The sequence below is a fragment of the Paludisphaera mucosa genome, assembly GCF_029589435.1.
Lineage (GTDB): Bacteria > Planctomycetota > Planctomycetia > Isosphaerales > Isosphaeraceae > Paludisphaera > Paludisphaera mucosa.
Genome location: NZ_JARRAG010000002.1, coordinates 172634 through 197213, shown reverse-complemented (window position 1 = coordinate 197213; position 24580 = coordinate 172634). Strand labels below are relative to the sequence as shown.

20 protein-coding genes are annotated in these 24580 nt (G+C 70.1%); 7 read left to right on the top strand and 13 right to left on the bottom strand.

Going from position 1 to position 24580, the window contains the following annotated elements; translation table 11 throughout:
• Nucleotides 1-122: 122 nt before the first annotated feature.
• On the bottom strand, nt 123-482 hold the full coding sequence (locus PZE19_RS10295) for an STAS domain-containing protein (RefSeq protein ID WP_165249713.1): 360 nt from the start codon (nt 480-482) through the stop codon (nt 123-125).
• Nucleotides 483-930: 448 nt separating this feature from the next.
• Here PZE19_RS10295 and queF point away from each other — a divergent pair, with 448 nt between their 5' ends.
• From queF to PZE19_RS10280, 3 genes are read left to right on the top strand one after another with little or no spacing between them, the layout of a single operon-like run.
• Nucleotides 931-1281: a preQ(1) synthase gene (gene queF / locus PZE19_RS10290; protein ID WP_277860526.1), complete on the top strand. Its 351-nt coding sequence runs from the start codon at nt 931-933 to the stop codon at nt 1279-1281.
• A gap of 60 nt (nt 1282-1341) precedes the next feature.
• Entirely contained in the window at nt 1342-2133 is a 792-nt protein-coding gene (locus tag PZE19_RS10285; protein ID WP_277860525.1) for an SAM hydrolase/SAM-dependent halogenase family protein, read from the top strand.
• 36 nt (nt 2134-2169) lie between these two features.
• Nucleotides 2170-3189: a hypothetical protein gene (locus tag PZE19_RS10280; RefSeq protein ID WP_277860524.1), complete on the top strand. Its 1020-nt coding sequence runs from the start codon at nt 2170-2172 to the stop codon at nt 3187-3189.
• On the opposite strand, the gene PZE19_RS10275 is transcribed toward PZE19_RS10280, so the two are convergent.
• The 12 genes from PZE19_RS10275 to PZE19_RS10220 all read right to left on the bottom strand — a co-directional run bounded on the left by PZE19_RS10275 (nt 3171) and on the right by PZE19_RS10220 (nt 18219).
• Nucleotides 3171-3698: a hypothetical protein gene (locus PZE19_RS10275; RefSeq protein ID WP_277860523.1), complete on the bottom strand. Its 528-nt coding sequence runs from the start codon at nt 3696-3698 to the stop codon at nt 3171-3173. The two genes, PZE19_RS10280 and PZE19_RS10275, sit on opposite strands and share 19 nt — an antisense overlap.
• Complete coding sequence (locus tag PZE19_RS10270; protein WP_277860522.1) at nt 3695-4630, bottom strand: DUF58 domain-containing protein; 936 nt, start codon at nt 4628-4630, stop codon at nt 3695-3697. Before PZE19_RS10270 ends, PZE19_RS10275 begins: the two co-directional genes overlap by 4 nt.
• A gap of 20 nt (nt 4631-4650) precedes the next feature.
• On the bottom strand, nt 4651-6843 hold the full coding sequence (locus PZE19_RS10265; protein ID WP_277860521.1) for an alpha-amylase/4-alpha-glucanotransferase domain-containing protein: 2193 nt from the start codon (nt 6841-6843) through the stop codon (nt 4651-4653).
• A 209-nt stretch (nt 6844-7052) separates the two neighbouring features.
• Nucleotides 7053-8132, bottom strand: a complete 1080-nt coding sequence (gene galT, locus PZE19_RS10260) for a galactose-1-phosphate uridylyltransferase (protein WP_277860520.1) — start codon at nt 8130-8132, stop codon at nt 7053-7055.
• Between the two features lie 24 nt (nt 8133-8156).
• Nucleotides 8157-10346 (bottom strand): glycoside hydrolase family 57 protein, encoded by a 2190-nt coding sequence (locus tag PZE19_RS10255; protein WP_277860519.1) that lies wholly within the window; start codon nt 10344-10346, stop codon nt 8157-8159.
• Nucleotides 10347-10454: 108 nt separating this feature from the next.
• The gene (gene glgA / locus PZE19_RS10250; protein ID WP_277860518.1) at nt 10455-11966 is read right to left on the bottom strand and encodes a glycogen synthase GlgA; all 1512 of its coding nucleotides are present in this window, start codon (nt 11964-11966) and stop codon (nt 10455-10457) included.
• Between the two features lie 196 nt (nt 11967-12162).
• Nucleotides 12163-12951 carry a Rad52/Rad22 family DNA repair protein gene (locus PZE19_RS10245; RefSeq protein ID WP_277860517.1) on the bottom strand — a complete coding sequence of 263 codons (789 nt, stop codon included), beginning with the start codon at nt 12949-12951 and terminating at the stop codon, nt 12163-12165.
• Nucleotides 12952-13188: 237 nt separating this feature from the next.
• Nucleotides 13189-13404: a hypothetical protein gene (locus tag PZE19_RS10240; protein WP_277860516.1), complete on the bottom strand. Its 216-nt coding sequence runs from the start codon at nt 13402-13404 to the stop codon at nt 13189-13191.
• Nucleotides 13405-13447: 43 nt separating this feature from the next.
• Nucleotides 13448-14305 carry a hypothetical protein gene (locus tag PZE19_RS10235; RefSeq protein WP_277860515.1) on the bottom strand — a complete coding sequence of 286 codons (858 nt, stop codon included), beginning with the start codon at nt 14303-14305 and terminating at the stop codon, nt 13448-13450.
• Between the two features lie 330 nt (nt 14306-14635).
• Nucleotides 14636-16333, bottom strand: a complete 1698-nt coding sequence (gene lnt / locus PZE19_RS10230) for an apolipoprotein N-acyltransferase (RefSeq protein WP_277860514.1) — start codon at nt 16331-16333, stop codon at nt 14636-14638.
• A gap of 49 nt (nt 16334-16382) precedes the next feature.
• Nucleotides 16383-17609, bottom strand: coding sequence for a molybdopterin molybdotransferase MoeA (locus PZE19_RS10225; RefSeq protein ID WP_277860513.1), 1227 nt, complete (start codon nt 17607-17609; stop codon nt 16383-16385).
• A 34-nt stretch (nt 17610-17643) separates the two neighbouring features.
• Nucleotides 17644-18219: an anthranilate synthase component II gene (locus PZE19_RS10220; RefSeq protein ID WP_277860512.1), complete on the bottom strand. Its 576-nt coding sequence runs from the start codon at nt 18217-18219 to the stop codon at nt 17644-17646.
• A 195-nt stretch (nt 18220-18414) separates the two neighbouring features.
• On the opposite strand from PZE19_RS10220, the gene PZE19_RS10215 reads away from it, so the two are divergent.
• From PZE19_RS10215 to PZE19_RS10200, 4 genes are all read left to right on the top strand, one after another.
• Entirely contained in the window at nt 18415-18954 is a 540-nt protein-coding gene (locus PZE19_RS10215) for a hypothetical protein (RefSeq protein ID WP_277860511.1), read from the top strand.
• Between the two features lie 484 nt (nt 18955-19438).
• Nucleotides 19439-20371, top strand: a complete 933-nt coding sequence (locus PZE19_RS10210) for an ABC transporter ATP-binding protein (protein WP_277860510.1) — start codon at nt 19439-19441, stop codon at nt 20369-20371.
• A gap of 218 nt (nt 20372-20589) precedes the next feature.
• A complete protein-coding gene (locus PZE19_RS10205) occupies nt 20590-23031 on the top strand; it encodes an ABC transporter permease (RefSeq protein ID WP_277860509.1) in 2442 nt (813 codons plus the stop codon).
• Nucleotides 23028-24545: a hypothetical protein gene (locus PZE19_RS10200; protein WP_277860508.1), complete on the top strand. Its 1518-nt coding sequence runs from the start codon at nt 23028-23030 to the stop codon at nt 24543-24545. Before PZE19_RS10205 ends, PZE19_RS10200 begins: the two co-directional genes overlap by 4 nt.
• Nucleotides 24546-24580: the final 35 nt, after the last annotated feature.

Genomic DNA, 24580 nt, shown 5'->3' with positions numbered 1-24580 from the left:
AGCGGTCCGCGTCCCCCTGGGGGCGCGAGACCGCCACGCCGGAAATCGCTCGATCGTCGGGTCGACCCCCGCCCCAGCGCGGGGGCTGTCGGACGCGGACGCAGGGCGTGCGAGCCCCGGGATCAGAACTTGTCGAGGGCCGTCTGCTCCTCGGGATAGATCTCGAAGACCTGGTCGAGGCGGGTGATCCGGAAGACTTCGAGGAGATCGGGGTGGATGCAGCAGAGCTTGAGCTTCCCCTTGACCGCCGAGACCTTCTTCTTGAGGTTGATCAGCTTGCCCAGCGCGGCGCTGGAGAGGTACTGGACGTTGCCGAAATTCAGCAGCAGGCTCTTGTGGCCTTCGTCCTCGACCAGGCTGTAAAGCTGTTCGCCCACTTCCTGGATCTGCTCTTCGGTCACGATCTTGGTGTCGACGAAGCTGACGACGGTCACTCCGTCGACGGTTTCCAGGCGGAGGAGACGGCGAGGGCCTTGGGACATCGGGAAACTCCTGTCGGGGGCGGAACCGCACCAGGTCATTCGAATTACTGGGAAGCGAACAGGTCGGTCCCGCACGCGAAGCCCCCGGGCGGGGCGCGAAAGGCGCACACGAGCCCGCGGAGGCCAGAAACCTGCGTTACCAACACATTTAGCAAAAACCGCCGGGGAATCAAGGGGGCTGCCAACGAAAAGCCTCGACGTCCGACGACGCCTCCTCCGGAGGGCCGAGGTCCCGGGCCGGACCCGGCCGGCGAAGGGCCCATCATACCACGCCGCCCCGACCCTCCGCCGCGCGAAAATCCCGCCCGGAGGGGCCGCATCCGGCCCCGGGACGACTACGCTTCGCCGCCGGCGCAGCCTAGAATGGGAGCGAAGGGCCGGCCGGCCCCGTGCGTCGGCCGCGTGCGGACCCCCAGGCGAGAGTTCCCCGGCGAAGGACCCGATCGACATGCCAGGCGCGGTGGAGACGTTCCCCAACCAGTTCCCGGATCGCGGCTACGAGATCGAGATCACCTGCCCGGAGTTCACGGCGGTCTGCCCCAAGACGGGCCAGCCCGACTTCGGCACGATCGTGATCGCCTACGTCCCGGCCGAGACCTGCCTGGAGCTGAAGAGCCTCAAGCTGTACCTCGGCGACTTCCGCAACCGGGGCATCTTCTACGAGCATTCCATCAACACGATCCTCGACGACCTGGTGGCCTCGTGCCGGCCGCGGCGGATGACGGTGGTCGGCCACTTCAACCCCCGGGGCGGGATCACGTCGAAGATCACCGCGACCCACGAGGCGTCGCGACCCTGACCCATCGATATCGATAAGGCGAAAAGAAGAGGCGCGAGCGAGACGATCAGCGGAGGCCGCATGACACCGGGAATCGTCACCCTCACCACCGATTTCGGCCTCGAAGGGCCCTACGTCGCGGCCATGAAGGGCATCCTGCTCGGCCTGGCGCCCGGCGTGACGATGGTCGACGTCTGCCATTCGATCGCCCCCCAGAACGTGCTGGAGGGGGCCTTCGTCCTGGACGGGATCGTCGCCGCCTTCCCCCCGGGGACGATCCACCTGGCCGTCGTCGACCCCGGCGTGGGGACCAGACGCCGGCTGCTGGCGATCAAGGCCGCGGGCCAGTGGTTCGTGCTCCCCGACAACGGCCTGATCACCGGCGTGGCGCACGCGCACGGTGTCGAGGGGGCCTGGGAGGTCTCCAACCGCGCCCTGGCCCGCCGCGAGATCGCGCCCACGTTCCACGGCCGCGACGTGCTGGCGCCGGCCGCCGCCCACCTGCTGAAGGGGGGCGACCCGGACGAACTGGGCCCGACCACGACCCGGTTCGTCACGATCCGCAACTTCGAGGCGACGCCGGCCGACAACGGCTGCATCGGCGAGGTCATCTTCAAGGACGCCTTCGGCAACCTGATCACGAACATCAAGGAGGCCCAACTCGCGGCGCGGCCGGCGGACGCCTGGGTCGTCGAGATCGGCGGGCGTCGGATCGAGGGCGTGGCGAGGACGTACGGCGAGAGCTCGCCGGGCGGCCTCATCGCCCTGCTCGGCAGCAGCGGTTGGGTGGAGGTCGCCGTCGTCAACGGCGACGCCGGACGCCTGCTCTCGGCGGGGCCCGGCACGACGGTCTGGCTGCGTCCCAGGTCCTGAAGCCGCGACGTCCGCGGCTGTCCGGGGGAATCGTCCATGAGCCCCAGAACGCCCCGCTCCTCCGACGAGCTTCGCACCCGCTCCGACGACCCCGACGCCCCGCCGGGACCCAAATCCGCCCGGCCCGGCCGCTCGTCGTCCGACCCGTTCGACTCGCGCACCACCGACGAGATCAGCGCCATGCTCTCCTCGTCGATGGAGCTGCCCCAGCCCGACCCGATGCTCGGCGGGTCGAGTTCCTGGGACCTGGAACGGGCCGCCGCCCAGGATTCGCCGGGCGCGGCGCCCCGCCTGCGGTCGGCCGACGGCCTGGACATCGGCGTCGAGACGGCGCCCCGGCACGCGGCCGCCGGGCCGAGGCGCGAACGGGAAGAGGGCGCTTCGTGGACGAGCGTGATCCTCAAAAGCTACGCCAGCGCCGTCACGCTGGCCCTCGCCTGGCTGCTGTGGTCGGGGCGGACGACGCCGAAGGCCGTGCCGGCGCGCGAGGCCCCGGCCCCCCGCCGCCCGGCCGTCGAGCCGACTGCGCCGACCGCCTCCTCGGCGGCGGTCGCGGACGTCCCGGCCGGCCGACTCACCTCCCTGGGCAAGCCGATCGTCGTCGGCGACCTGGAGATCACGCCCCTGATGGTCCTGCACCGGAGCGTGCGGACGAGCCGAAACCTGGGCGAAGAGAATCTGGTGCGCGATCATGACGGCTGCCTCGCCCTGACGCTCCGCCTGAAGAACCTCGCGACCGAAGACTCCCTCCAGCCGCTGGCCGCCGAGGACCTACGCGACGGCGAGGCGTTCGCGATCGACGCGCCGCCGGCGGGACGGATCGGCATGTTCGCACTCGCGGCGGGGAGCGCCTGGACGATCGAGGAACAGCAGTTCCCGACCCTGGATCCCGGCGCGGTCGAGGACGTCGTGCTCGTCAGCGAGCCGATCCCCGCGGAGCGCCTGGGCCCGGCGATGACCTGGCGGTTCCGGGTCGCGGCGGACGCCGGCCGCACGGAGCGGGCGGACGTCGGCGTCCGCTTCGGCCGCGACCAGGTTCACGGCGACGGAGGCTGACGACGCGTGGTTTCGCGGCGGGCGTCGAGCGAGGCCGCCCAGGCCGTCCACTCGGGGAGGCGGTCGAGGATCCCCTCGGCGGCCTCGCGACGCGCGAACTTGATGCGGTCGCCCGCGACCAGGATGGCGGCGAGGCGGTCGCGGTCGTCGCCGAGGAGCTGGGCGACGCGGGGGTCGGCCGTCACCTCCTCGGTCGTTCGCGCCCGCAACGACGGCCCCAGCCGCGCGGCCAGCGTGGCGCGGAGGCGGTCGCAGAGGGCGAGCAGCCGGCCCTCGGGCGAGTCGTCGACCGCCGCCGGCGATCCGGCCGTCGCGGGAAGGCTCGCGCGTCGTCGCCGCCGGCGCAGGACCGTCGCGGCGATCAGCCCGGCCGCGACCAGGATGGCGACGGGAACGAGCCAGGGGGCGGAGTCGTCGCGCCAGGGCTCGGGCCCGAGGTTGGGGCGGGGCGGCACGATCGTCGCCGTCCGGGGGACCTCTTCGGGTTCCTGCGCGACGAGGCCGTTCACGGCCGGCTCCGACGCGCGGCGCGGCGCTCGAAGACTTCCATCAGGGTCTGGAGCGGCTCGGTCTCGGTCGACATGTCGTGGCCGTCGATGGCGGCGGACGTGCACCAGCGGACGAACGCCTGCCGGTGCTCCTCGGCGCGGCGGGCGTAGACGCGGCGGCGGCGCGGGCGGTGGGTGTCGACGGTGAGCCGGCCCTCGCCCTCGGCGTCGCGGACGGCGAGCAGGCCGACGTCGGGGAGGTCCTCCTCCAGCGGGTCGACGATCCGCACCGCGACGACGTCGTGCCGCCGGCTGGCCTGCCGCCAGGCGCCGATCGGCTCGTCGGCCGGGAAGTCGCTCAGGACCACGAGCATCGCCCTCCGCGAGGTCCGCCGCAGCCGGGGCAGGGCGGCCGGCAGGTGGGTCTTCCGCGAGGTCGTCGGCGTCGCCACCAGCGCGCGGACGACCTGCGCCAGGTGCCGGACGCCGCCGCCGGCGGGGACCTCCAGCTCGATCCGGTCGCTGACGATCAGCAGGCCGACGCGGTCGCCGTTGTGGACGGCCGCCGTGGCCAGCAGGGCGGCGGCCTGCGCGGCGCGGTCGGCCTTGGTGCGGCCCTCGCGGCCGAACCGCATGCTGGCCGAGGCGTCGACGACCAGCCAGAGGACGAACGACCGCTCCTCGACGTAGCGCCGGACGAACGGCCGGCCCTGCCTCGCGGTGACGTTCCAGTCCAGGTGGCGGACGTCGTCGCCGGGCTCGTAGGCGCGCAGCTCGGCGAACGTCAGGCCCTCGCCCGGCCTCGCTCCGTGGTAGGCGCCGGCGAGCTGCAGGACGCTCTCCGGCCGGACGCGGAACCGCAGCCGACGCGCCCGGCGGACGATCGCCGCCGCGTCGATCGCCCGGCGCTCGGGGGGCTCGGGCGTCGGGCGTCGCCGGAACGGCCAGAACATGCGCGACTCCTCGGCTCGGCTCAGACCTCGGCGAGGCTCGCCCGACGCTGGGGCGCGGGCTCGGCCGCGGGCTTGCACGCGTCGAACGACATCGTGACGGCGACCTCCCAGCGGCCCGACTCGTCGCCGACGACGTGCCAGTGGGGGATCACCGCGGACGACTGGTAGACCCCCTCGAAGCCCCCCTCGCTCTGGCTGACGGTCTCGATGGGGAAGCACCAGAGGCCGCAGGGTTTGGTCCAGCCCAGGTCGACGGCCAGGTCGAGCCACTCGTCGGCCAGGGTCAGCCCCTCCATGTGGGGCCGGTCGATGCGGGCGTCGAGCATCCCCAGCTTCTCGCCGGCGAGCGTCGCGTAGTAGCGGTCGTCGGCGTGGCCGGCCATCGCCGCCAGGTTGATCTCGACGGCGAAGTGCAGGCAGACGTCGGGCGGCAGGTCCTCGATCTCGTAGCGGATCTCGAGCGTCGACGAGCCGGCCGCCGCCTCGATCGTCTTGCGGAGCCGGATCGGCCGGCCGTCGGCGACGCCGGGCCGCTCCATCACCAGCCCGACCTTCGGGCCCTCGCGGCGGACCCGCGCCAGGTAGGCCCCGGTGACGAAGTCGCCGCGCTCGACGTCGCGCGAGGAGGTCAGGTCGTCGAGGGTGACGTCGAGCGGGTAGAAGTGGTCGACGAGGGCCTTGCGGGAGTGGTCGTCGTAGACGATCCGGTCGTCCAGGTGGTCCTGCTTCAGGACGACGCGGTCCTCGACCCCCGCGTGCGCCGCGTCGTGCTCGGCCGAGCCCCGGGCGCGGATGACGTCGAGGATGGTCTGGTGGTACGCCTCGGGCCGGCGGTCGAGCGTGGCCAGCACGTTTACGCCGGCCTTGCGGACGTCCAGCTCGTAGAGGTGCCCCCCCTGGGCGGGCCGGACGAAGGCGATGAGGCGGTCGTTCTCGATCCGGACCTCCTGGCGGGCGTCGAGGTTGAAGTCGCCGATCTCCAGCGAGGCCCGCGGGCCGGTCTTCCCCTCGGCCTCGTCGAGCGCGTCGTGGCAGGCGATCAGGGCCTGGTAGATCGCCCCCCGGAGGTGGGGCAGGTACAGGCCGCCGAACGCGCCGTGCCAGTAGGGGCAGTTGCACTGGCCGCGGTACAGCTCGCGGCGGGCGGCCTCCAGGTAGTCGGGGTCGACCTCGGGGCGGGCGGCGACGTCGGCGAGCCGTCGCGAGAGGCCGAGCATCCGCGAGTACATCTCGTCGCTCTCGGGGTAGCGGGCCTTGAAGTTCCGCCAGTAGCCCCCGGCGCGGACGAAGGGGCGGATCTCGGTCGAGCGGTCGTGCTGGCGGACCAGCTTCGCCGCCTGCTCGTACGCGTGGTGCCGGGCCGGGGGCAGCGCCCACTCGGTCATCTCGCGATAGGAGCCGTCGGCGATGTAGAGCTTGCCCAGGGGGAGCGTGGCGTCGACCGTGCGGCCCAGGGTCGTCGAGGTCAGCCAGTCGCGGTTGCCGACGATCATGTCGCAGAACCGGGTCAGCCAGCCGCGGGTGTAGACGTGGTTGTAGGTCTCGGGCCACGAGCCGAACTTCTCGCCGTCGTCGGCGAAGACCACCGTCGCCCCGGGACGCCGCGAGGCCAGACCGCGGAGGAACTCGTAGGTCGCGTGCGGCTCCTGGAAGGGGATCGTGTACCGGAGCGTCTCCGACCCCGGGAAGATCTTCAGCAGCCGGCCCTCGTCCTCGGTCAGGTAGTAGCCGAAGAGGTCGTCGCCGGCGATCCCGGCGCGTTCGAAGTGGAAGTCGTCGAGCACCGTGTACTCGACGCCCGCCTCGGCGATCGCCGAGACCATGTGCTGCTCCCAGACCCGCTCGGGCGTCCACATCCCCCGGACCTTGGCGCCCAGGACCTCCTGCAGATAGGCCGAGAAGGCCCGGATCTGGCCCACGCGGTCGACGTGGGGGATCATCGTCATGATCGGCTCGAAGTAGCCGCCGCCCAGGATCTCGACCCGCCCGGCCTCCACCAGCGCCCGCACCCGCGCGACGTAGTCGGGCCTCTGGTCGACCAGCCATTCCAGCAAGGGCCCCGAGGTGTGCAGCGCGAAGGCGATCTCGGGATAGCGCTCCAAGACCTCCAGGAACGGCAGGTAGCTGTCGCGGTAGGCGGCCTCGAAGACCCCCTCGAAGTTCCCCACCGGCTGGTGGTTGTGCAGCGCGAGGATCAGGCGCAGGTTCGACATGGAGGTGCCTCGTGGGGGCCGGTTCCCCCCGCCGCCGGCCGTGGCGACGAGGGGCGTGAAGCTGGGGCGGTCGCGGAGAATCTTCCGGGCGGGACGTCTCGTGCGGGGAACGGCCTGGGATTGCGCCGGGAGGGCGGGGCGACAAGGCCGGTAGATAGGTCCATCGCGCGTCCCGCGGGGGCCACGGATCGGCGTCGATCCACTGTCGCTCAGGGGACCTTCGACGCGAGCGGCTGAGGCCGACCCCCCGACGTCCGCTCCCGCGCGGCGACGCCCGGGTGGGACGTCGCGATCTCGACCTCGCGCAGGAAGGCCGCCGCGTGCTCGGGCGGGACCGGGTTGATGTAGAACCCCGAGCCCCACTCGAACCCCGCGACCTTGGTCAATCGGGGGATCACTTCGACATGCCAATGATAGTGCGGCAGCCCCGAATGGTCAAAGGGAGCGGTGTGCACGATGTAGTTGTACGACGGCGCGTCGAGCGCCAGCTCCAGCTTGTTGAGCACCTGGTGCATCACGTGCGCCAGGTCGTCGACGGCCGGCTTGGGGATGTTCTCGAAGTGGCTCTCGTGCGCCTTGGGGACGATCCAGGTTTCGAACGGGAAGCGGCTGGCGTAGGGGCAGAACGCGGTGAAGTGCGGGGTGTCCAGGACGACCCGCTTCTCGACGGCCGCCTCCTGCTGGACCATGTCGCAGTAGATGCAGCGGCCGCGGTAGTTGAAGAACTCCAGCGAGCCGGTCATCTCCTCCCAGACCGAGATCGGCACGATGGGGGTGACGATGAGCTGGCTGTGGGTGTGCTCCAGGCTCGCCCCGCCCCCCTCGCCGACGTTCTTGAAGAGCATGCCGTGCACCAGCCGGCGGTCGCGCTTGAGGTCGACCAGGCGGTCGCGGTAGACCCACAGCACGTCGCGGATGTTCTCCTCGGGGAGCGTGGCCATCGTGACGTGGTGGCGGGGGCTCTCGATGATGACCTCGTGGGCCCCCACGCCGGCCATGCGGTCGTAGATGCCGTCGCCGCGCTTGTCCAGCTCGCCCTCGATCTTCAGGGCGGGGAACCGGTTGGGGACGACTCGCACCCGCCAGCCCGGCCCGTTGGGGCGGCTGCCCGAGTCTCGGTAGGCGAGGATCTCGGGCGGGGTCATGTCCTCGTTGCCCTCGCAGAACGGGCAGACCTTGGACTGCGCGTGGCTCGTCGGCTCGGCCTTGAAGTCGTGGGGGCGGCGGGCCCGCTCGTGCGCGATGATCACCCAGCGGCCGACGATCGGGTCCTTCCGAAGCTCGGGCATCCGTCTCCCCCTTCCTGGCTCAGGTCAGACTTGCCACATGATCCGTTCGAAATCCGGCGAGGGGGAGGTCAGCTCGAAGACCCCCTCCCGCGGGGCGCGGTCGAGGCTCGACTCGCCCTTGAGCAACTCGACGTAGAACCGGATCGGGTCGCCCGGCTTCAGCTCCAGCCGATCCAGCGGCACGGCCAGCTCGAAGATCGCCCCGGTCGCGGCCGAGACGGTCGAGCCGTTCACCGAGGGACGCCCCGCGTGGTTCAGGTAGCCGACGGGCCGTTCCAGGCAGGGCTGGACGACGACGATCTCGCGCTCGGCGGGGTCGACGAAGCCGATCCGCAGGCGGTCGATCTCGGCCAGCCGTTCGGCGGCCGGCGCGCCCTCGGTGTCGATCCGGACGAGGAACCGCTCGGCGTCGAATCCGAACCAGACGACGTGCATCAGGCCCCGGGTGACCAGCGTCATCGTGCCGCGGTCGTTGCCGCAGACGTAGCGCGCCCCGTCGATCCACTCGAAGTACGTCGCGCGGCCGTCGACCTTCACGTTGAGGAAGCTCCGGGGCTGGTCGTTGACCGACCGGGGGCTCGCGGCCCGCGAGATCGGCTTGAACAGCGAGCCCGGCGGGTCGCAGCCGAGGAACGCGTAGACGTTGCGCAGGTGCTTGCGGAAGAGGTGGTCGAACAGCGCGTCCTGGGCGCACGAGTGGTCGTCGCCGTACCACCAGAACCAGTCGGAGCCCTCGGCGATGTAGATCTCCTCCCAGGCCCGGGCCAGGTGCGCCGGGTCGTGGCGGCCCGACTGCTGCTCGCGGACCAGGAACTCGCGGGTCTCGTGGAGGGCGTCCCAGCCGCTGTTGTCCTCGGGGTGGCCGACCCAGATGGCGAAGTTGTGGCTGATCCAGCTGCCGGCGAAGAGCCGCTGGAGGGTGTCGGTCGGCCGATTCTCGCGGAGGTGGTCGCCGACCTTGACGGGCCGCACGCGGGGGTCGCGGACGGCCTCCTGATAGAGCGACCGCAGGAACGAGACGCCGCCGTCGGGGTAGTATTCCCAGCAGTTCTCGCCGTCGAGCACGACCGGGACGACCGTCGCCGGGTTGTGGCGGCAGGCGTCGCCGATGGCGTGCAGCTTGGCCAGGAAGTCGGCCGCCGCGATCGGCCCCGGGCTGCGCTGGTAGTGGAAGCCGACCTGGTCGGACATCGAATGGTCGCGGAAGACGATCCCGAGCTGCGAATCCCCCTCGCGGACGTTCCAGCCGCGGTAGAGCAGCTCGGGGCGGCGGACGTGCCCCCGGCCGTCGCGGCCGACGACGCCCCCCGTCGAACAGCCGAGGATCTCCTCGTCGGTCGCGATCCACTCGATGCCGTGCCTGGCGAGCAGCGGGATGAGGGCCTGGCAGACCGACCCCTCGCTCGGCCACATCCCCCTCGGGGCCGTCCCGAACCGCCGGATGTGGCTCTCGACGGCGCGGCGGACGTGGACCTCGGCGTCCTCGGGGTAGCCCTCGCGATACGCTGGCAGCGCGACCTCGGGCATGGCCTCGCGCGCCAGCTTCTTGTCGAGCAGGAGCGGCAGGATCGGGTGGTAGTACGGCGTGGTCGTCAGCTCGACCTGGCCGCGCTCGGCGAGCTTGCGGTGCAGCGGGACGACCTGGCCCAGCAGCTCGCGCTGCTTGTCGAGCAGCCACTGCTTGTCGTCTTCCGAGTAATCCCGGCCCTGCTCCTTGAACGCGGCCAGCTCCGGGTCCTTCTCGAAGAGCAGGGGGTGGAACCACGCCAGGTTCGACCAAACCTGCAAGTCGCGGAAGTCCCTGGGGCGGAACCGCGTCCGGGCCTGCTCGCCGCTGAGCGACCACGACGAGCGCAGCAGGTACAGCTCGTGGTACCGCGGGTGGGGCCGGATCATCGAGTCCGGGAAGGCCATGAAGAAGTTGTCGAGCAGGTAGAAGACGTCCTCGCGGTCGAGGCCGTCGACCGGCTTGCGCGAGACGATCAGGTGCTTGTCGGTCGCCCCGCCGACGTACGCTTCGAGCTGCTGCAGCAGGCTGGGCACGAGGTTGATCGTGCAGTGGAACTCGGGGACCTCCTCGAGATGGAGGGCCATCCCCAGGTAGTCCTTGACGGCGTGGAGGCGGACCCAGGGCATGGGGTTCTCGCCGGTCGCGTCGTCCGGGTAGTAGGGCTGATGCTGATGCCACATCAAGGCCAACGCGACGTCCGACATTCCACGGTCCCTCGCCCAAGTCACTCCGGCCCGTCCCTGGCGTGCGCCGAAGGGTACGCTAGTTAGGCTCGGAATGTGGGACGGAGGACTTGAAGCGATTTCGCCGGATCAGGTCGAGACCGGGGTCTCCCTGGGATCCTGGGCAAGCTGCGGGTGACGGCGCCGCTGGATCTCGCGGTAGATCTCGACGTATCGCTGGGCGCTGCGATGCCACGACCAGTCGCCCGACATGCCCGCGCGGACGAGCTTGCGCCAGGTCTCGCGGTCGCCCCAGGCGTCGAGGGCCCGTTCGAGGGCCCCCCAGAGCGCGGCGGGCGAGGCGTCGCGGAACACGAAGCCCGTCGCCCGGCCCTCTGCGAGGCTCGTCGGGTCGAGGTCGACGACCGTGTCGACGAGGCCGCCCGTCGCGTGGACGACCGGGACGGTGCCGTGGGCCAGGCTGTAAAGCTGGTTCAGGCCGCAGGGCTCGAAGAGGCTGGGCATCAGGAAGACGTCGGCGCCGGCCTCGATCTGATGCGCCAGGTCGTCGGAGAAGCCCAGGTACGCCCAGACCTTGCCGGGATGGCGGCGGGCCAGCGATTCGAGGAGGTCGTGGTACTTGGGATGGCCCGTCCCCAGCACGACGAGCTGGACGTCCCGCGCCAGAAGCCGCTCGGCGACGTCGGCGAGCAGGTCCCAGCCCTTCTGGGGGTCGAGGCGGCCGATCTGGGCGAAGAGCGGCACCTCGGGACGGACCGGCAGCCCGGCGTGCTTTTGGAGCCAGGCCTTGCAGGCGGCCTTGCCGGACTCGACCGTGTCGAGGTCGTATCGCGCGGCCAGCATGGTTTCATGGGAGGGCGTCCACGACCGGGCGTCGATGCCGTTGACGATGCCGCGGAGGTCGGCCTGACGGTCGCGGAGCAGGCCGTCGAGTCCCGCGCCCTGCATCTGGGTCTGGATCTCGCGGGCGTAGGTCGGGCTGACGGTGGTGAGCAGGTCGGCGAAGACCAGGCCCGCCTTCATGAAGCTGAGCTTGCCGTGGAATTCGAGCCCGCGGTAGTTGAACAGGCCCCAGTCGAGGCCCGTCAGGGGCAGGTCCCAGTGCCAGAAGAGGCCCTGGTAGGCCAGGTTGTGGATCGTGAACAGGGTCCCGGCCCCGGCCAGTTCGGGGACGTCCCGGTACAACGTCTGGAGATAGATCGGGATCAGGCCGGTCTGCCAGTCGTTGCAGTGGAAGACGTCGGGCTTCAGCTTCAGGGCGGCGACCGTTTCGAGGACGGCCCGCTGGAAGAAGACGAAGCGCTCGCAGTTGTCCTCGAAGTCGTGCCCCAGGTGGCCGTAGAAGCCCTCGCGGTCGAAGTAGTGGGGCTGGTCGATGAGGAAGACGGGGACGTCGGAGCCGGGCAGGCGGCTCTCGTAGACGTGCCCCAAAACGGTGGCGGCCCCCACGGGGACGTGCAGGGGGATGCCGGTGCCGACCAGCTCGGGGTCGGTCTCCCAGACCTTGCGGTAGCAGGGGATGAAGAGGGACGTCGTGTGACCGAGTTCCGCCACGGCCCGCGGCAAGGCTCCCGCGACGTCGGCAAGGCCCCCGGTCTTGGCGAACGGGACGCCTTCCGAAGCGACGAAGACGATGTTCACGACGGACGATCCCTCGGGAGTGCTCGACCGCCGCTCCCCGATCGATCGCACGATGCCGGGAAAGGCGTCCGCGTCCGGGGCTGCTCGACAGCGGCGATCGGAGCGATCCCAACACTGTAGAGCAGCCCCCGGACCGTCACAAGCACTCATCGGCGGGAGGCCGGGGCCGACTGAAGGGCCGGCCCCCGGGCCCGCCTCAGCGGCGCTGGGATGCGCCGGCCATGGCGGGCGACTCCGACCGCATGGTGGTCAGCACGCGGAGGGCCTCCGAGTGGCCCTGGTCGACCTGCTCGCCGCTCCACTGGACCATCCGGGCGGGGAAGTGGTTGTTCTTGCCCCAGTCGCTGAGGGTCTTCAGGAGATCGACGCCGAGCTTCTCGTCACGCTCCTTGATCCAGGCGAACAGGGCCTTGCCCGACTTCGGCGGGGTGCCGCCCACACTCACCTCCGGGGCCTGCCGCAAGGGCTGGAGCGACTCGGCGGCGCGGGCCTCGACGGCCTCCGCGACGGTCGGGGCGGCGGCGACCGGGGCCGGCGCGGCGGCCTGATGCTGCTGTTGCTGCTCGCGGGCGGCCTGCTGCTGCTCGCGACGCGAGCGGATCAGGGCGTCGCGGATCGACTGCGGGACGCCGTCGCCGTAGAGGTAGCGGGCCACGCCGAACTTCACCGCGGCGCGCTTGAAGGCGTCCGAGAAGCCGCTCTTCTCGTAGTCGCTGGTGTCGGCCGTGGTGGTGAACCCGCCGGCGTCGCTCTTGGTCAAGGCCGTGCCGTCCGGGAGCCGGATCGACAGCTTGCAGATGACCGCGTTCTCCATCGGCGTGTACTCGTCCCACCAGTTCTCGGGGCCGAGCACCTCGTCGAGGCGGTTCATGACGGTCCTCGCCGTCACGTACTGGAAGTCGCGGCCCCCCTGGCTCCGGGACCGCACCTCGTCGTTCGCGAACGGGGCGGCGAGCGCCGCGAAAATCTCGATGTGCTGGGACATGGGTGGTCGTGCTTTCCGTGAAATCCTGGGAACGCGACGATATTCGAGCGCCCTGTTCCTACGGCCGGGCGATTCGAGCGACGATCCATCTCGGCTCCATCGTCATTTCCCTACACGACCATTGTATACTGTTCGCACGTACAGTAAAGAGGGTTCCCCAAAAAAATCGCCCGTCCCCGACGACCGGCAAGGTCGACGCGAGGGCGGGCGAGGATTCGGTCGGATTCGGGGCGGCGGTCAGCAGCGGGCCGGGAGGGCGGCGGGGGCGGTCGAGGCGAGCTGGACGACGTCGGTCGCGAGGGCCGAAGGCGTGGGGGCGGCCGACGAGACGGAGATCTTCCAGTCGTACCGCATCAGCAGCAGGACCATGAGGATGCAGCTGATGAGGATCGCGGCCAGCGAGATGCCCAGGAGGGCCACGTAGATGTCGCTCTTGGCGGCGGGGACGAGCACGCCCCGCGCCCGGGGGGCGGAGGCGGTGCGGGACGCCCCGGAACTAGAGGCGCGGCTTGATCGTAGACGAGACAATGTCGCCCTCCTTCAGCTTCTTGCCCTGGTAAGTGTTGCCGATGACCTGGAGAACCGACTGGTTCGGGTCGACGGTGAGGACTTTCGCCTTGCCCAGGTACTCGGGGGTCGGCGACATGCGCATCAGGTTCAGTTCGTGGCCGGGGACGAGGCCGTCGTTGGAGCCGATCGAGGCTTCCAGCTTGCGGTTCGTCGCGTCGACCCGGGTGACCTCGCCGACGACCGGCGGGGGGCTCTCGATCCCCTTGATCTGGGCGATGTCGTCGGACAGGCCCTGCGACCGCAGGAGGGTCGAGTACTTCGCCACCCGCTCCTTGAGGTCGCCGTTGTTCTTGGTGGCCGTCTCCAGCGCCCGCTCCATCTCGCGGATCTTGTCGTTCAGCTCGGCGACGTGGAGCTTGAACTCGTTCGCCTGCTGCTCGACGGCCGACTTCAGCTCGCGGAGCTGGAGGGTCTCCTTGCGGTTGGCCTCGGCCTCTTCGAGCGCGGTCTTGGCGTTCTGCTGGGCGGTGGCCACCTGGCCGCCGGCCGTGGTGATCTGCTGCTGGGCGAGCTGGTTCTGGTTCTCGATCGCGGTGATCTTGTCGTTCAGCTGCTTCGCCTGGGCGTCGAAGTTGGCCTTCTGGGTGTCCATGTCCTTCTGGGCGGCGGCGGTCTTGGCCTCCGCGTCTTTGAGCTTGGTCGTCAGCTCGCCGACCTTCTTCTTCTCCGCCTCGGTCGCGACCTTCCAGTTCTTCGACGTGGTGAACGCCACCGAAGAAATCGCGCTCAGGATGAGCGAGAAGGCCATGATGAAGAGGACGAGTATCTTTCCGACGGTAGTCATGGTCCCATCCTACCATTCAAAGTAAGACGGCCGGCCAACCACCCGCGCGACGTATCCGCCGTGCGTCTAAGGCGGGATTGGGCTGGACCGTGGTAATCCCTGGAGATATGGCGGGACCCCCCGCCGACGCCGGGCCGTGGGGGCTTTTCCCTCATTCGAATGTAATGCCGCGTCGCCCGGAACGACAAGCCCCACTCATGTCGGAACACGAGAAAGCCACACGAGAAATCGACTCTCGCGATCGTCGGCGCAACTTGCCCAAAATCTACCCCACGACTGGAACAAAGGCAAACGGCGCAGTCTGGAGATAAAGGGCGAACGGGCGAATGTTCAGGCGAGCCGGAGGGCCGCGGGGCGGATCTTCTTGTAGAGGAATCCCGTCGGGACCAGTCCGACGGCCACGGCCAGGCAGGCCAGGCCGAGCCAGTCGCCCCAGGCCGTGTACAGGCTGGTGCGGGGATCCAGCGGAACGCGGGTCGAGAGGACGCCTTCGGTGTCCCGGGGGAGGACCTCCAAAATCCGGCCATCGCCGTCGATCAGGGCCGACAGCCCGGTGTTGACGGCGCGGGCCAGTGGCACCCGGTTCTCGATCGAGCGGAAGACGCTGACCGCGAGGTGCATGTCCAGCTCGGCCGAGCCGTGGAACCAGCCGTCGTTGGACATGTCGACCAGGACGTCGGGCTGGCGGCCGTCGGGGGCCTCGCGGAAGAACCGGCGGATCAGGGGCGGGACGGTGTCCTCGTAGCAGATGCCGACGGCGATCCGGTAGGGCCCGAGTTCGAGCGCGTTCGCCTCCTCGCCGAAGGTCAGGCTGGGGACGTAGCCGTTGCGGTAGGGGGTGAAGACCGTCAGCCAGGGGAGGGCTTCGAGCAGCGGGATGTACTCGCCGAACGGCACGAGCTGGATCTTGTTGTAAACCTGGAAGGCCCGGACGAGGGGGGCGGCGAGGATCGCGGAGTTGTACTTGCGGAGGCCGTCGGGGCGGTGGTCGTGGCGGAGGACGCCGATCAGCATCGGCACGCCCACGGAGTCGACCATGGCGTGGATGTAGTCGTCGACCTTCTGCTTTTTGTCCCGCCACTCGGCGACCGTGATCTGATCGGAGATCTGCCGCACCTGGAGGCCGAAGGCGTCGGCGGAAATCGCAGGGTCGACGGCGATCATCCCGTAGGGGTACGACGTCTCGGGCCAGACGATGAGGTCGGGCCTGGGGTCGCGGGCGGCGGCCTTCAGCACCAGGGCCTCGATCCGGGTGAGGATCTTCATCGGGTCGGCGTTGGACTTGTAGCGCTGTTCGAAATTGGTCTGGAGCAGGGCCAGCCGGGGGCCGTCGACGAACCGGGCGTTGGCGACGCGATACGAACCGTAGGCCAGCGTCGCCGCCACCGCCCCGACGACGATCCCGAGCCGGAGCTTCTGCCGCGGCCGCAGCCGCGCTCCGGCGGCCGTCTGGTGGAGCAAAGGCAGCGAGAGCAGGTCGACCGCCAGGGCGTTGACCATCGCGATCAGGAAGCTGACGCCGAGCGCCCCGGTCACGTCGGCGATCTGGATCAGGGGGATCGCCTGGAACTGGGAGTGGCCCAGGTAGTACCAGGGGAACCCGGACAGGATGAACGATCGAGAGTGCTCGAACCCCACCCACAAGATCGGCGCGGCCATCAGCAGCGGGATCTTGAGCCCGAAGACGGCGTACCGCGTCAGCCCCAGGAAGGCCGGCCACCAGGCCGAGAAGATCAGGGCCATGGTCACCCAGGCGATCCACGCGGTGGCGTCGGTCAGGCGGACCCATTGCAGGCTCGCCAGCCAGAAGACCAGGCCGCCGGCCCACGCCCCCAGGTAGACCCGCCAGCGGGCGGTCGGCTCGACGACCAGGCGGAAGAGGGGGGCGAGCGCCACCCAGGCCAGCCAGCTCCACTCCATCGGCGGGAAGGCGGCCCAGAGAGCCAGGCCCGAGAGCGCGCCGGCCCCGATCGGGTGCCGCGACGTCCGCTCGCTCAGGCTGAGCCGTCGTTCCTCTGCCACGTTCATGTCGGCGTCCTTCCGGGCGGTTCCAGGTCGGGTCGGTCGGGCCTGTACCTTAATCCAAAGGCAGGAAACCGACAATTTCACCTGGCTCGACCGTCGTCTCGCGGTCGGGGAGGACGAGGAAGCCGTCGGCGCGGACGACCGAGGCCAGGTCGGCCGACCCGCCGTAATCGACGGGCTCGACGGTGGGCGGGGCGGTCGGCGTGCGATGCGCGTCGACGATCCGCACGGGCAGGTAGGTCTCCAGGTCGCTGCGGTGCTCCAGCCGCACGGCCGAGTACGCCGGGAGGATCCCCAGCCCCCGCGCCGGCCGGCCGTCGAGGACGTCGAGCGCCGGGGCGACGAAGATGAGGAAGTTCACCAGGCCGCTCAGCGGGTTGCCCGGGAGCCCGAAGACGAGGGCCGGGGGCCGCTCGCTACGGGCCGGGCCGACCCCGAACCAGAGCGGCTTGCCGGGCTTGATCCGGACCTTGTGGAAGACCTCGCGGACGCCCAGCTCGCGGAGCGTCGCGGGCACGAGGTCCTTCTGGCCGGCCGAGACGCCGCCGATCACCAGTACCACGTCCAGCTCGAGCGCCCGCTTCAGGCCGTTGCGGAGCACGTCGGCCTCGTCGCGGAGGATGGGCGAGGTCCAGGACGCCAGGCCGCGGCGGGCCAGCAGCGTTTCGAGCATCAGGGCGTTCGAGTTGCGGATCCGGCCCGGACCCGGGACTTCGCGGAAGTCGACGAGCTCGTCGCCGGTGGGGACGACGGCCGACCGGGTCCAATCGACGATGCGAACCCGGCTCGCCCCGGCCGCCGCGAGCAGGCCCATCCGCGCCGGCGTCAGCTCGACCCCGCCTTCCAGCAGCCGGTCCCCGGCGCGGTAGACGCGGCCTCGCGGCAGCCGGTTCATTCCCGGCTTGATCGCCTGTTCGAGGATCTCGACCGAGTCGAAGCCGGGGGCCGTGCGCTCGACCATGACGACGGCGTCGGCGTTCGAGGGCAGGGGGGCTCCGGTCATGATCGTCGCCGCCTCGCCCGGTGCGAGGGGTCGCGAAGGGACCTGGCCGGCGAGGATCGTCTCGCCCAGTCGGAGGCGCTTCGGGAGGCCTTCCAGGTCTTCGCAGCGGACGGCGAAGCCGTCGACGAGGGCCTTGTCGAACGGCGGCTGGTCGGCGTCGGCCCAGACGTCGGCGGCGAGCCGCCGGCCGAGGCAGTTTTCGAGCGGCCGTTCGGCGACCGGGAGGGGCGCGGCGTGTTCGAGCACGCGGGCGAGGGCTTCCGGGACTCTCAGCATGTCGTCGCCTCGCCGGGCCCGATCCGATCCGGGCTCACGCCTGCCATTCGAGGAAGTTCCGCAGCAGCTTGATCCCTTCGAGCGTCAGGAAGCTCTCGGGGTGGTACTGCACGCCTTCCATGGGGTACGTCTTGTGGCGGACCCCCATGATCTCGCCCTCCTCGGTTTGGGCGACGACTTCCAGCTCCTCGGGGAGCGTGCCGGGCTGGATGATCAGGCTGTGGTAGCGGGTCGCCTGGAACGGGTTCGAGACCCCCTGATACAGCCCCTTGCCGTCGTGGTGGATCATCGAGGTCTTGCCGTGCATGATCCGGCCGGCCCGGACGACTTCCGCGCCGAAGGTGTGGCCCATGCACTGGTGGCCGAGGCAGACGCCCAAAAGGGGGATCCGGGGGGCGAAGGCGCGGATGACGTCGTTCGAGATCCCGGCCTCGCGGGGGGTGCAGGGGCCGGGCGAGATGATCAGGTGCGAGGGATGCCGGCTCTCGATGTCGTCGATCGTGATCTGATCGTTGCGGACCACTTCCAGGTCGACGCCGGGGTCGATCTCGCCGAGGCGCTGGACGAGGTTGTAGGTGAAGGAGTCGTAGTTGTCGATCAGCAGGATCATGACGGCGGCATCCGAGGCGCGGGCTGTTTCGGTCGCGGGCGACGGGTCGATCGTAGCGTCCGCGACGGGCGCCGGGAAGAGAAGCCGACCGGGTTTCCCCGCCCCGGGCCTGAGCGCGTGCTAGAGTCTCCTGGAGTCTCGCCCGGAGGCGGGGGTTCGCGCGCTTTTCGACGGGTTCGACAAGGAGGATCGAAGATGACCGCCGCGATCATGACGTTGGGGTTGGCGCTGGCCGTCGGCGGCGTGGGGCAGGGCCCCGCCTGCGAGGGATGCGCCCAGAGGCAGGGCCACCACCACCATCAGGTGCATCAGCACCAGGGCGGCCACGGCCGCTCGGGGGGCTGGATCCTCCCCCCCGGCCCCGGCGACGGCTACGGCTTCCCCAACGGCGACCCGTACAACGCCGGCTGGTATTCGCCCGCCCCCTATCTCCCCCTGGGGGCCGACCGGACCTCCGACTACTACTTCCCGCGCTATTATGCGGTCCCGCCGATCCAGATGTTCCCCGGGACGGACTACAACCCGTACGTGAACCGCGGCCAGCGCTACCTGCCCTTCGCGGGCGCGGGGGGCGAGCACCCGGCGGGCGGCGAGCCGCTCGACTCCTCGACGTCGCCGGTCCAGCCGTACACGTCGATGGACGGCTCCAAGCCCACCAGCGCCGTGCCGACGCTGCGGGGCCGGGTCGCCGCGCCGCCGCTGCCGGCCTCGGGCGGCACCGGCCTGACCCCCTGATCGCCGGGTCTTCGCCCCGGATCCCGGCGGCCCACGCCGGGATCCGGCGACCTCGCCGCCGTCGGCGGCGCTTGCCATCGTCCTGCCATTTCTTTAGGATCGATCCGTCCGGGTCGCACCCCGCCGACGCCGCTCCGAAGTCGGCGCCGGGAAAGTGAGCGAACCTTTCGGCCCGCGGCGTCGTAGCACCCCCAAGCGATGATTCGCCGAGGCCCCGCGAGCGGCCCGACGCCGGCCCGACCGCGGGCCCGGCGTCGACGCGTTTTCGAGCCGTCGGGGGGTTCGTCCGGCCGCCCCGCCGATTCCACGTGCGCGACGGACGCGTCGCGGTCGTCGCGCCAGGGACATTCGCCCTCATCCATCGAGTATTCTTGAGCATCGTCGGATCGTCCCCGACAACGGCCTCGGCCGACCTCGCCCGCCCCCGGGGCGTCGATCGGCTTCCCCTTTCCGAGTTCCACCCCGAGTTGAGGCTCCGTCTTCCATGAGTTCCGAAGTCATCATCGAGACGCGGAATCTGACCAAGGTTTATCGCGACTTCTGGGGACGGCCCAAGGTCCAGGCCCTCAAGGCCCTCGACCTCCAGGTCCACCGCGGCGAGATTTTCGGACTCCTGGGCCCCAACGGCTCGGGCAAGACGACGACGATCAAGCTTTTGCTCGGGCTGCTCTTCCCGACCGAGGGCGAGGCCCGGATCTTCAACGAGCCCACCTCCAACGTCTCCAAGAACGAGCGGATCGGCTACCTGCCCGAGGAGACGTACCTCTACAAGTTCCTCAACGCCGAGGAGACGCTCCAGTTCTACGGCCGGCTGTTCAAGATGCCGGCCTCGGAGCGGAACAAGCGGGTCGGCCAGCTCATCGACATGGTCGGCCTCACGGCGGCCAAGCACCGCCAGCTCCGCGAGTACTCCAAGGGCATGCAGCGCCGGATCGGCCTGGCCCAGGCGCTCATCAACAACCCCGAGCTGATCCTCCTCGACGAGCCGACCTCGGGCCTCGACCCGATCGGCACGGCCGAGATCAAGGAGCTGATCCGCGAGCTTCGCGAGCAGGGCAAGACGGTCGTCCTCTCGGGCCACCTCTTGGCCGACATGCAGGACATCTGCGACCGCATCGCGATCCTCCACCGCGGCGAGCTGAAGGAGCTGGGCAAGGTCACCGACCTGTTGACGGTCCAGGACGTCACCCAGATCAAGGCCCGCAACCTCGCCCCCGAGGCCCTGCAGGAGATCCGCGAGCTGATCGCCCGCCACGGCGGCGAGCAGATCACGATCGACCACCCGACCACGACCCTGGAGGAGCTCTTCCTGCGGATCGTCCGCGAGAGCGAGCTGCACCCCGGCCGCCGCAAGGTCGCGGCGACCGCCGCGCCGACCGCCGCGGAGCTGGCCGAGGCGGCCGCCAAGTCCTCCTGAGTCGCGGACGACGCCCGGGCCCCCTCGGGCCCGGCGCGAACCCGTCCGTCCCGTCGATCGGCCTCGTCGTGATCGCGTGAAGTCCCGATTCATCCCCGTCATTCGCAACGCCCGGCGTCGAGCCCGGCCCCCGACGGACCCCTCGCGGCCCGGTCGCGGAGCCTCGGCGTCCCGGGCCACGGACGCGACCCGTCCGGCACCGAGGAGCAACCCCACCGATGTCCGCGTTCCTTAGCTGGCCCCTCCTCTGGGCCCAGGCGGCCGCGCCCGCGGCCACGCCGCCGCCCCTGCCGCCGCCCGAAATCTCCGAGGGCCTCCGCAACGCCCTGATCTGGTTCTTCCTCGCGGGCGAGCCCAGCCTGAGCCTCGCCGGCCTGCTCGGCGGCCTGCTGACCTGGGTCAAGGCGGTCGGCCTGCTCTCGCTCATCGGCTGGGTCGGCTACTGGGTCGTCACGGCGATCAAGGAGCGGTTCGTCGGCGTCGGCAAGTGGTACGACTTCCTCGGCCTGGCCGCCCTTCTGCTGATCCCGGCGACCGTCTTCGTCCAGGTGATGGAGACGGAGAAGTGGATCCGGGCCTTCTCGGCCGGCCCGTTGCCCCTGACCACCCTCATGGCGTTCACGGCCGCCGTCTTCCTGGGGGTGTGGATCCTCGTCGGCGTCTCGCGGGCCATCGGCCGGCTGGGCGCGCGGGTCGACTACCTGGTCCTCGTCGGCCTCGGCCTGGCCTTCCTGCTGGGCCTGGGCGTCGGCCTGGTCATGGCGCAGGTGCAGCTCCTGCCGCAGATCATCGGCTCACCCACGAGCCGCCTGACCGACGGCCTCGTCTACGGGGCCCGGCTGAGCATCACCTACATGGGCTTCGTCGTCCTGGCCCGGGTGGCGTCGCTTTTGCTCGGCGAGCTGGCCTCGGTCCGCGCCCGGCGGCTCTACGCCATCGCCCGCGTGACCCTCTACGAGTCGAACCGCAAGATGTGGGCCCCCTGGGTCGTCGTCATCGTCTTCGGGATGGTGCTGGCGTTCACCCACTGGTTCCTCCAGCCGCCGCGGGCGGCCGAGATGGGCCGGCTCTACGTCGGCACGCTCACGCTCCTCTGCTCGCTGCTGCTCACCGCGATGGTGACGATCCTCGCCCCCATCAGCCTGCCGACCGACATCCAGCAGCAGACGATCTACACCGTCGTCACCAAGCCGGTGCGGCGGATCGAGATCATCTGGGGCCGGATGCTCGGCTTCATGGCCCTGGTGACGGTCCTGGTCGCCGTCTTCGGCGGCGTCAGCCTGGCCTACCTCTGGCGGACCGTGAAGGGCCAGATCGACCGCACCGTCGCGGCGGCCGAGAAGGCCGAGGCCGACGGCCGCACCCGCGACGCCAACCAGCTCCGCGAGCAGGCCGGCCAGCTCGCCTCGCGCATGGCGGCCCGCGTGCCGGTCAAGGGCTCGCTCTCGTTCCTCGACTCCAAGGGGACGCCCCACGCGATGGGGATCGACGTCGGCCAGGAGCAGTCGATGAAGGAGCCCCGAAGCCACATCGAGGGCGCCACCGCGGCGACGGCCATCTGGCGGTTCGGCGTGGTCCCCGACCCGTTCTCGCCCCCCAACCGGCCCATCCTCCTCGACCGCCGCATCGACGTCGCCCAGTTCCTCCCGGACGGGACCGTCGAGGCCGAGCAGAACAAGATGCTGGAGCTGCAGGCGCAGGTCGCCGCGGCCGAGCAGGAGAAGGCCCAGCCCAACGTGGCCCCCGCCCAGGCCGGCCGGCTCGACGCCTCGATCGCCCGCCTCAAGGCCGACTCCGACCGCGCCAAGGCCGCCTACGAGGCGCTCGCGGCCCGGGCCGAAGAGCTGGACGCCGGCGGCAAGGCCGAGGACGCCGCCGCGCTGCACGCCCCGCCGGTCACCGTCGAGATGACGTTCAACATCTACCGCACGACCAAGGGCGAGGTCGGCAAGCCCGTCTTCGCCGAGATCGAGGTCAACAACTCGGCGACCGGGGCCAAGTTCGCCAACGTCTTCCCGATCAAGGAATACTACACGAACCGCCTGGAGGTCCCCGCCGAGCAGCTCGTGGGGTCGCTGGGCTCGCTGAAGATCGAGGTCCGCTGCATGAGCCCGACCCAGTACCTGGGGATGGCCGAGAGCGACCTGTACCTGCTCTCCAGCAACGGCAACTTCGGCCGCAACTACATGAAGGGCCTGTTCGGCATCTGGCTGCAGGCCATGGTGCTCACCGCCATCGGCGTGTTCGCCGGCACCTTCCTGAGCTGGCCCGTGGCGCTGCTGACGACGATCGCCTTCTTCATCGCCGGCCAGCTCGCCTTCGGCTTCCTGATCGACTTCACCCGCCAGGCCGTGCTGGGCGGCGGCCCGTTCGAGTCGCTCATCCGGCTGGTCACGCACGACAACCAGATGTCCGAGCTGGCGCCGACCGCGGGCGTCGTGGTCGCCAAGTCGCTCGACTCGCTGGTGATGCCGCTGATGTCGATGCTGGTCTACGTCGTCCCCAACTTCCAGGTATTGGACGTCACCAACACGGTCGCCGACGGCTTCGCGGTCGACTGGCGGCTGATGGTCTCGAACACGCTGCTCGCCCTGGCGTACGCCCTGCCTTTCTCCATCGCCGGATACTTCATCCTCAAGAATCGCGAGGTGGCCGCATGAGGCCGTCCAACCAGACCAAGAAGATCATCTACGGCCTGGTCATCGTGCTGCTCTTCAGCGCGATGTATCCCTACACCCAGTGGCTCAACCGGGTGAAGACCGAGAAGGACCTCGGCGAGGCCGCCATCGGCCAGATCGACACCGGCAGCTTCATGATGAAGCTGTTCCTGCTCGGCGGGTTCCGCGGCATCGTCGCCAACTACCTGTGGATCCAGGCCGAGGACTACAAGAAGAACCACGACTGGGACCGCCTCAAGGCCACGGTCGACCTGATCACCAAGCTCCAGCCCCACTTCCTCTCGATCTGGACCTTCCAGGGCTGGAACCTGGCCTACAACGTCTCCGTCGAGTGGGACGCCCCCGAAGACAAGTACGAGTGGATCAAGCAGGGGATCAAGTTCGTCCAGAAGGGCGTCGAGAACAACCAGCGGTCGCCCGACCTGATCTGGGACACCGCCTGGTTCTACTACCACAAGCTGGGCTTCTCGGACGAGTCGATCATCCTCCGCCGCCTCTTCCGCGACGACGAGGACGAGGCCTTCAAGACCTACCGCGACCCCGAGACCGGCCAGGAGGTCGTCCGCAACGACAACTTCCAGCTCGGCTACGGCTGGTTCAGCCGCGCCGTGAAGCTCGTCGACGAGGGCGGCACCCGGCTCGGCGGCGGCACGGCCGACACCATCCAGTACGTCGACCGCAGCCCCCAGCGCAAGGGCCGGGCCGACGACATCGCCTTCCGCTCGATGCCCTCGCACGCCCAGACCCACTACGCCGCGGCCCTCGAGAAGATGAGCATGACCGGCATCGAGGCCACCTTCGGCGAGGTCGCCAAGAACGAGTGGGCGAAGGCCCTCAAGGAATGGGTCGAGTTCGGCTCGCACATGTTCATGTCGCACAACGAGGTCATGCGCGACGGCAAGCTGGTCCGCGACGAGGTCCGGCTCGACGACGCCACCGTCCCCGAGCGCTACAAGACCCTCACCGAGAACGGCCAGTACTGGACCAACCGCTGGGCCGACCAGATGAACTACCGCTACTGGAAGGAGCGGTGCCAGGCCGAGATGACCCCCGAAGGGGTCAGCGCCCGCCAGCTCTTCTACGAGGGGACCAAGGCCTACAAGACCGGCGACTTCGCGCTGGCCTCGGGCAAGTTCCACGACGGCCTGGCCATCTGGAACGAGAACCTCAAGAACTTCCCGACCTACCGCGAGGACGACCTGAACAAGAAGGACACGGGCCTGGTCGTCAAGCGCTACGTCCGCGTCCTGCGGCAGCTCGGCGAGCCGGTCCCCGACACCATGCCGTTCAAGGACCTGCTGGCGGCGGCCGAGGCCGACAACACGGTCGACCCGTTCGACGCCATCGAGATGCTGGGCGTCGGCGGCGGCGAGACCACCTCCGCCCCCGCGCCGACCCCCGGCCGCGCGCGGCCCCGCGCTGGCGCCGGCCCAGGCCCCGGCGGCGGCCGCGGCCGCGGTCAAGCCCGGCCAGTGACAGGCCCCCGCCCGTCGTGAGAACTTCCTCCGCTTCCCCCGCCGGCTCCGGCGCC

Excerpts from the sequence above, each read along its gene's own strand:
- PZE19_RS10295 (WP_165249713.1), bottom strand. The coding sequence starts at position 482 with ATGTCCCAAGGCCCTCGCCGTCTCCTCCGCCTGGAAACCGTCGACGGA.
- queF (WP_277860526.1), top strand. The coding sequence starts at position 931 with ATGCCAGGCGCGGTGGAGACGTTCCCCAACCAGTTCCCGGATCGCGGC.
- PZE19_RS10285 (WP_277860525.1), top strand. The coding sequence starts at position 1,342 with ATGACACCGGGAATCGTCACCCTCACCACCGATTTCGGCCTCGAAGGG.
- PZE19_RS10280 (WP_277860524.1), top strand. The coding sequence starts at position 2,170 with ATGAGCCCCAGAACGCCCCGCTCCTCCGACGAGCTTCGCACCCGCTCC.
- PZE19_RS10270 (WP_277860522.1), bottom strand. The coding sequence starts at position 4,630 with ATGTTCTGGCCGTTCCGGCGACGCCCGACGCCCGAGCCCCCCGAGCGC.
- PZE19_RS10265 (WP_277860521.1), bottom strand. The coding sequence starts at position 6,843 with ATGTCGAACCTGCGCCTGATCCTCGCGCTGCACAACCACCAGCCGGTG.
- galT (WP_277860520.1), bottom strand. The coding sequence starts at position 8,132 with ATGCCCGAGCTTCGGAAGGACCCGATCGTCGGCCGCTGGGTGATCATC.
- PZE19_RS10255 (WP_277860519.1), bottom strand. The coding sequence starts at position 10,346 with ATGTCGGACGTCGCGTTGGCCTTGATGTGGCATCAGCATCAGCCCTAC.
- PZE19_RS10245 (WP_277860517.1), bottom strand. The coding sequence starts at position 12,951 with ATGTCCCAGCACATCGAGATTTTCGCGGCGCTCGCCGCCCCGTTCGCG.
- PZE19_RS10235 (WP_277860515.1), bottom strand. The coding sequence starts at position 14,305 with ATGACTACCGTCGGAAAGATACTCGTCCTCTTCATCATGGCCTTCTCG.
- lnt (WP_277860514.1), bottom strand. The coding sequence starts at position 16,333 with ATGAACGTGGCAGAGGAACGACGGCTCAGCCTGAGCGAGCGGACGTCG.
- PZE19_RS10225 (WP_277860513.1), bottom strand. The coding sequence starts at position 17,609 with ATGCTGAGAGTCCCGGAAGCCCTCGCCCGCGTGCTCGAACACGCCGCG.
- PZE19_RS10220 (WP_277860512.1), bottom strand. The coding sequence starts at position 18,219 with ATGATCCTGCTGATCGACAACTACGACTCCTTCACCTACAACCTCGTC.
- PZE19_RS10215 (WP_277860511.1), top strand. The coding sequence starts at position 18,415 with ATGACCGCCGCGATCATGACGTTGGGGTTGGCGCTGGCCGTCGGCGGC.
- PZE19_RS10210 (WP_277860510.1), top strand. The coding sequence starts at position 19,439 with ATGAGTTCCGAAGTCATCATCGAGACGCGGAATCTGACCAAGGTTTAT.
- PZE19_RS10205 (WP_277860509.1), top strand. The coding sequence starts at position 20,590 with ATGTCCGCGTTCCTTAGCTGGCCCCTCCTCTGGGCCCAGGCGGCCGCG.
- PZE19_RS10200 (WP_277860508.1), top strand. The coding sequence starts at position 23,028 with ATGAGGCCGTCCAACCAGACCAAGAAGATCATCTACGGCCTGGTCATC.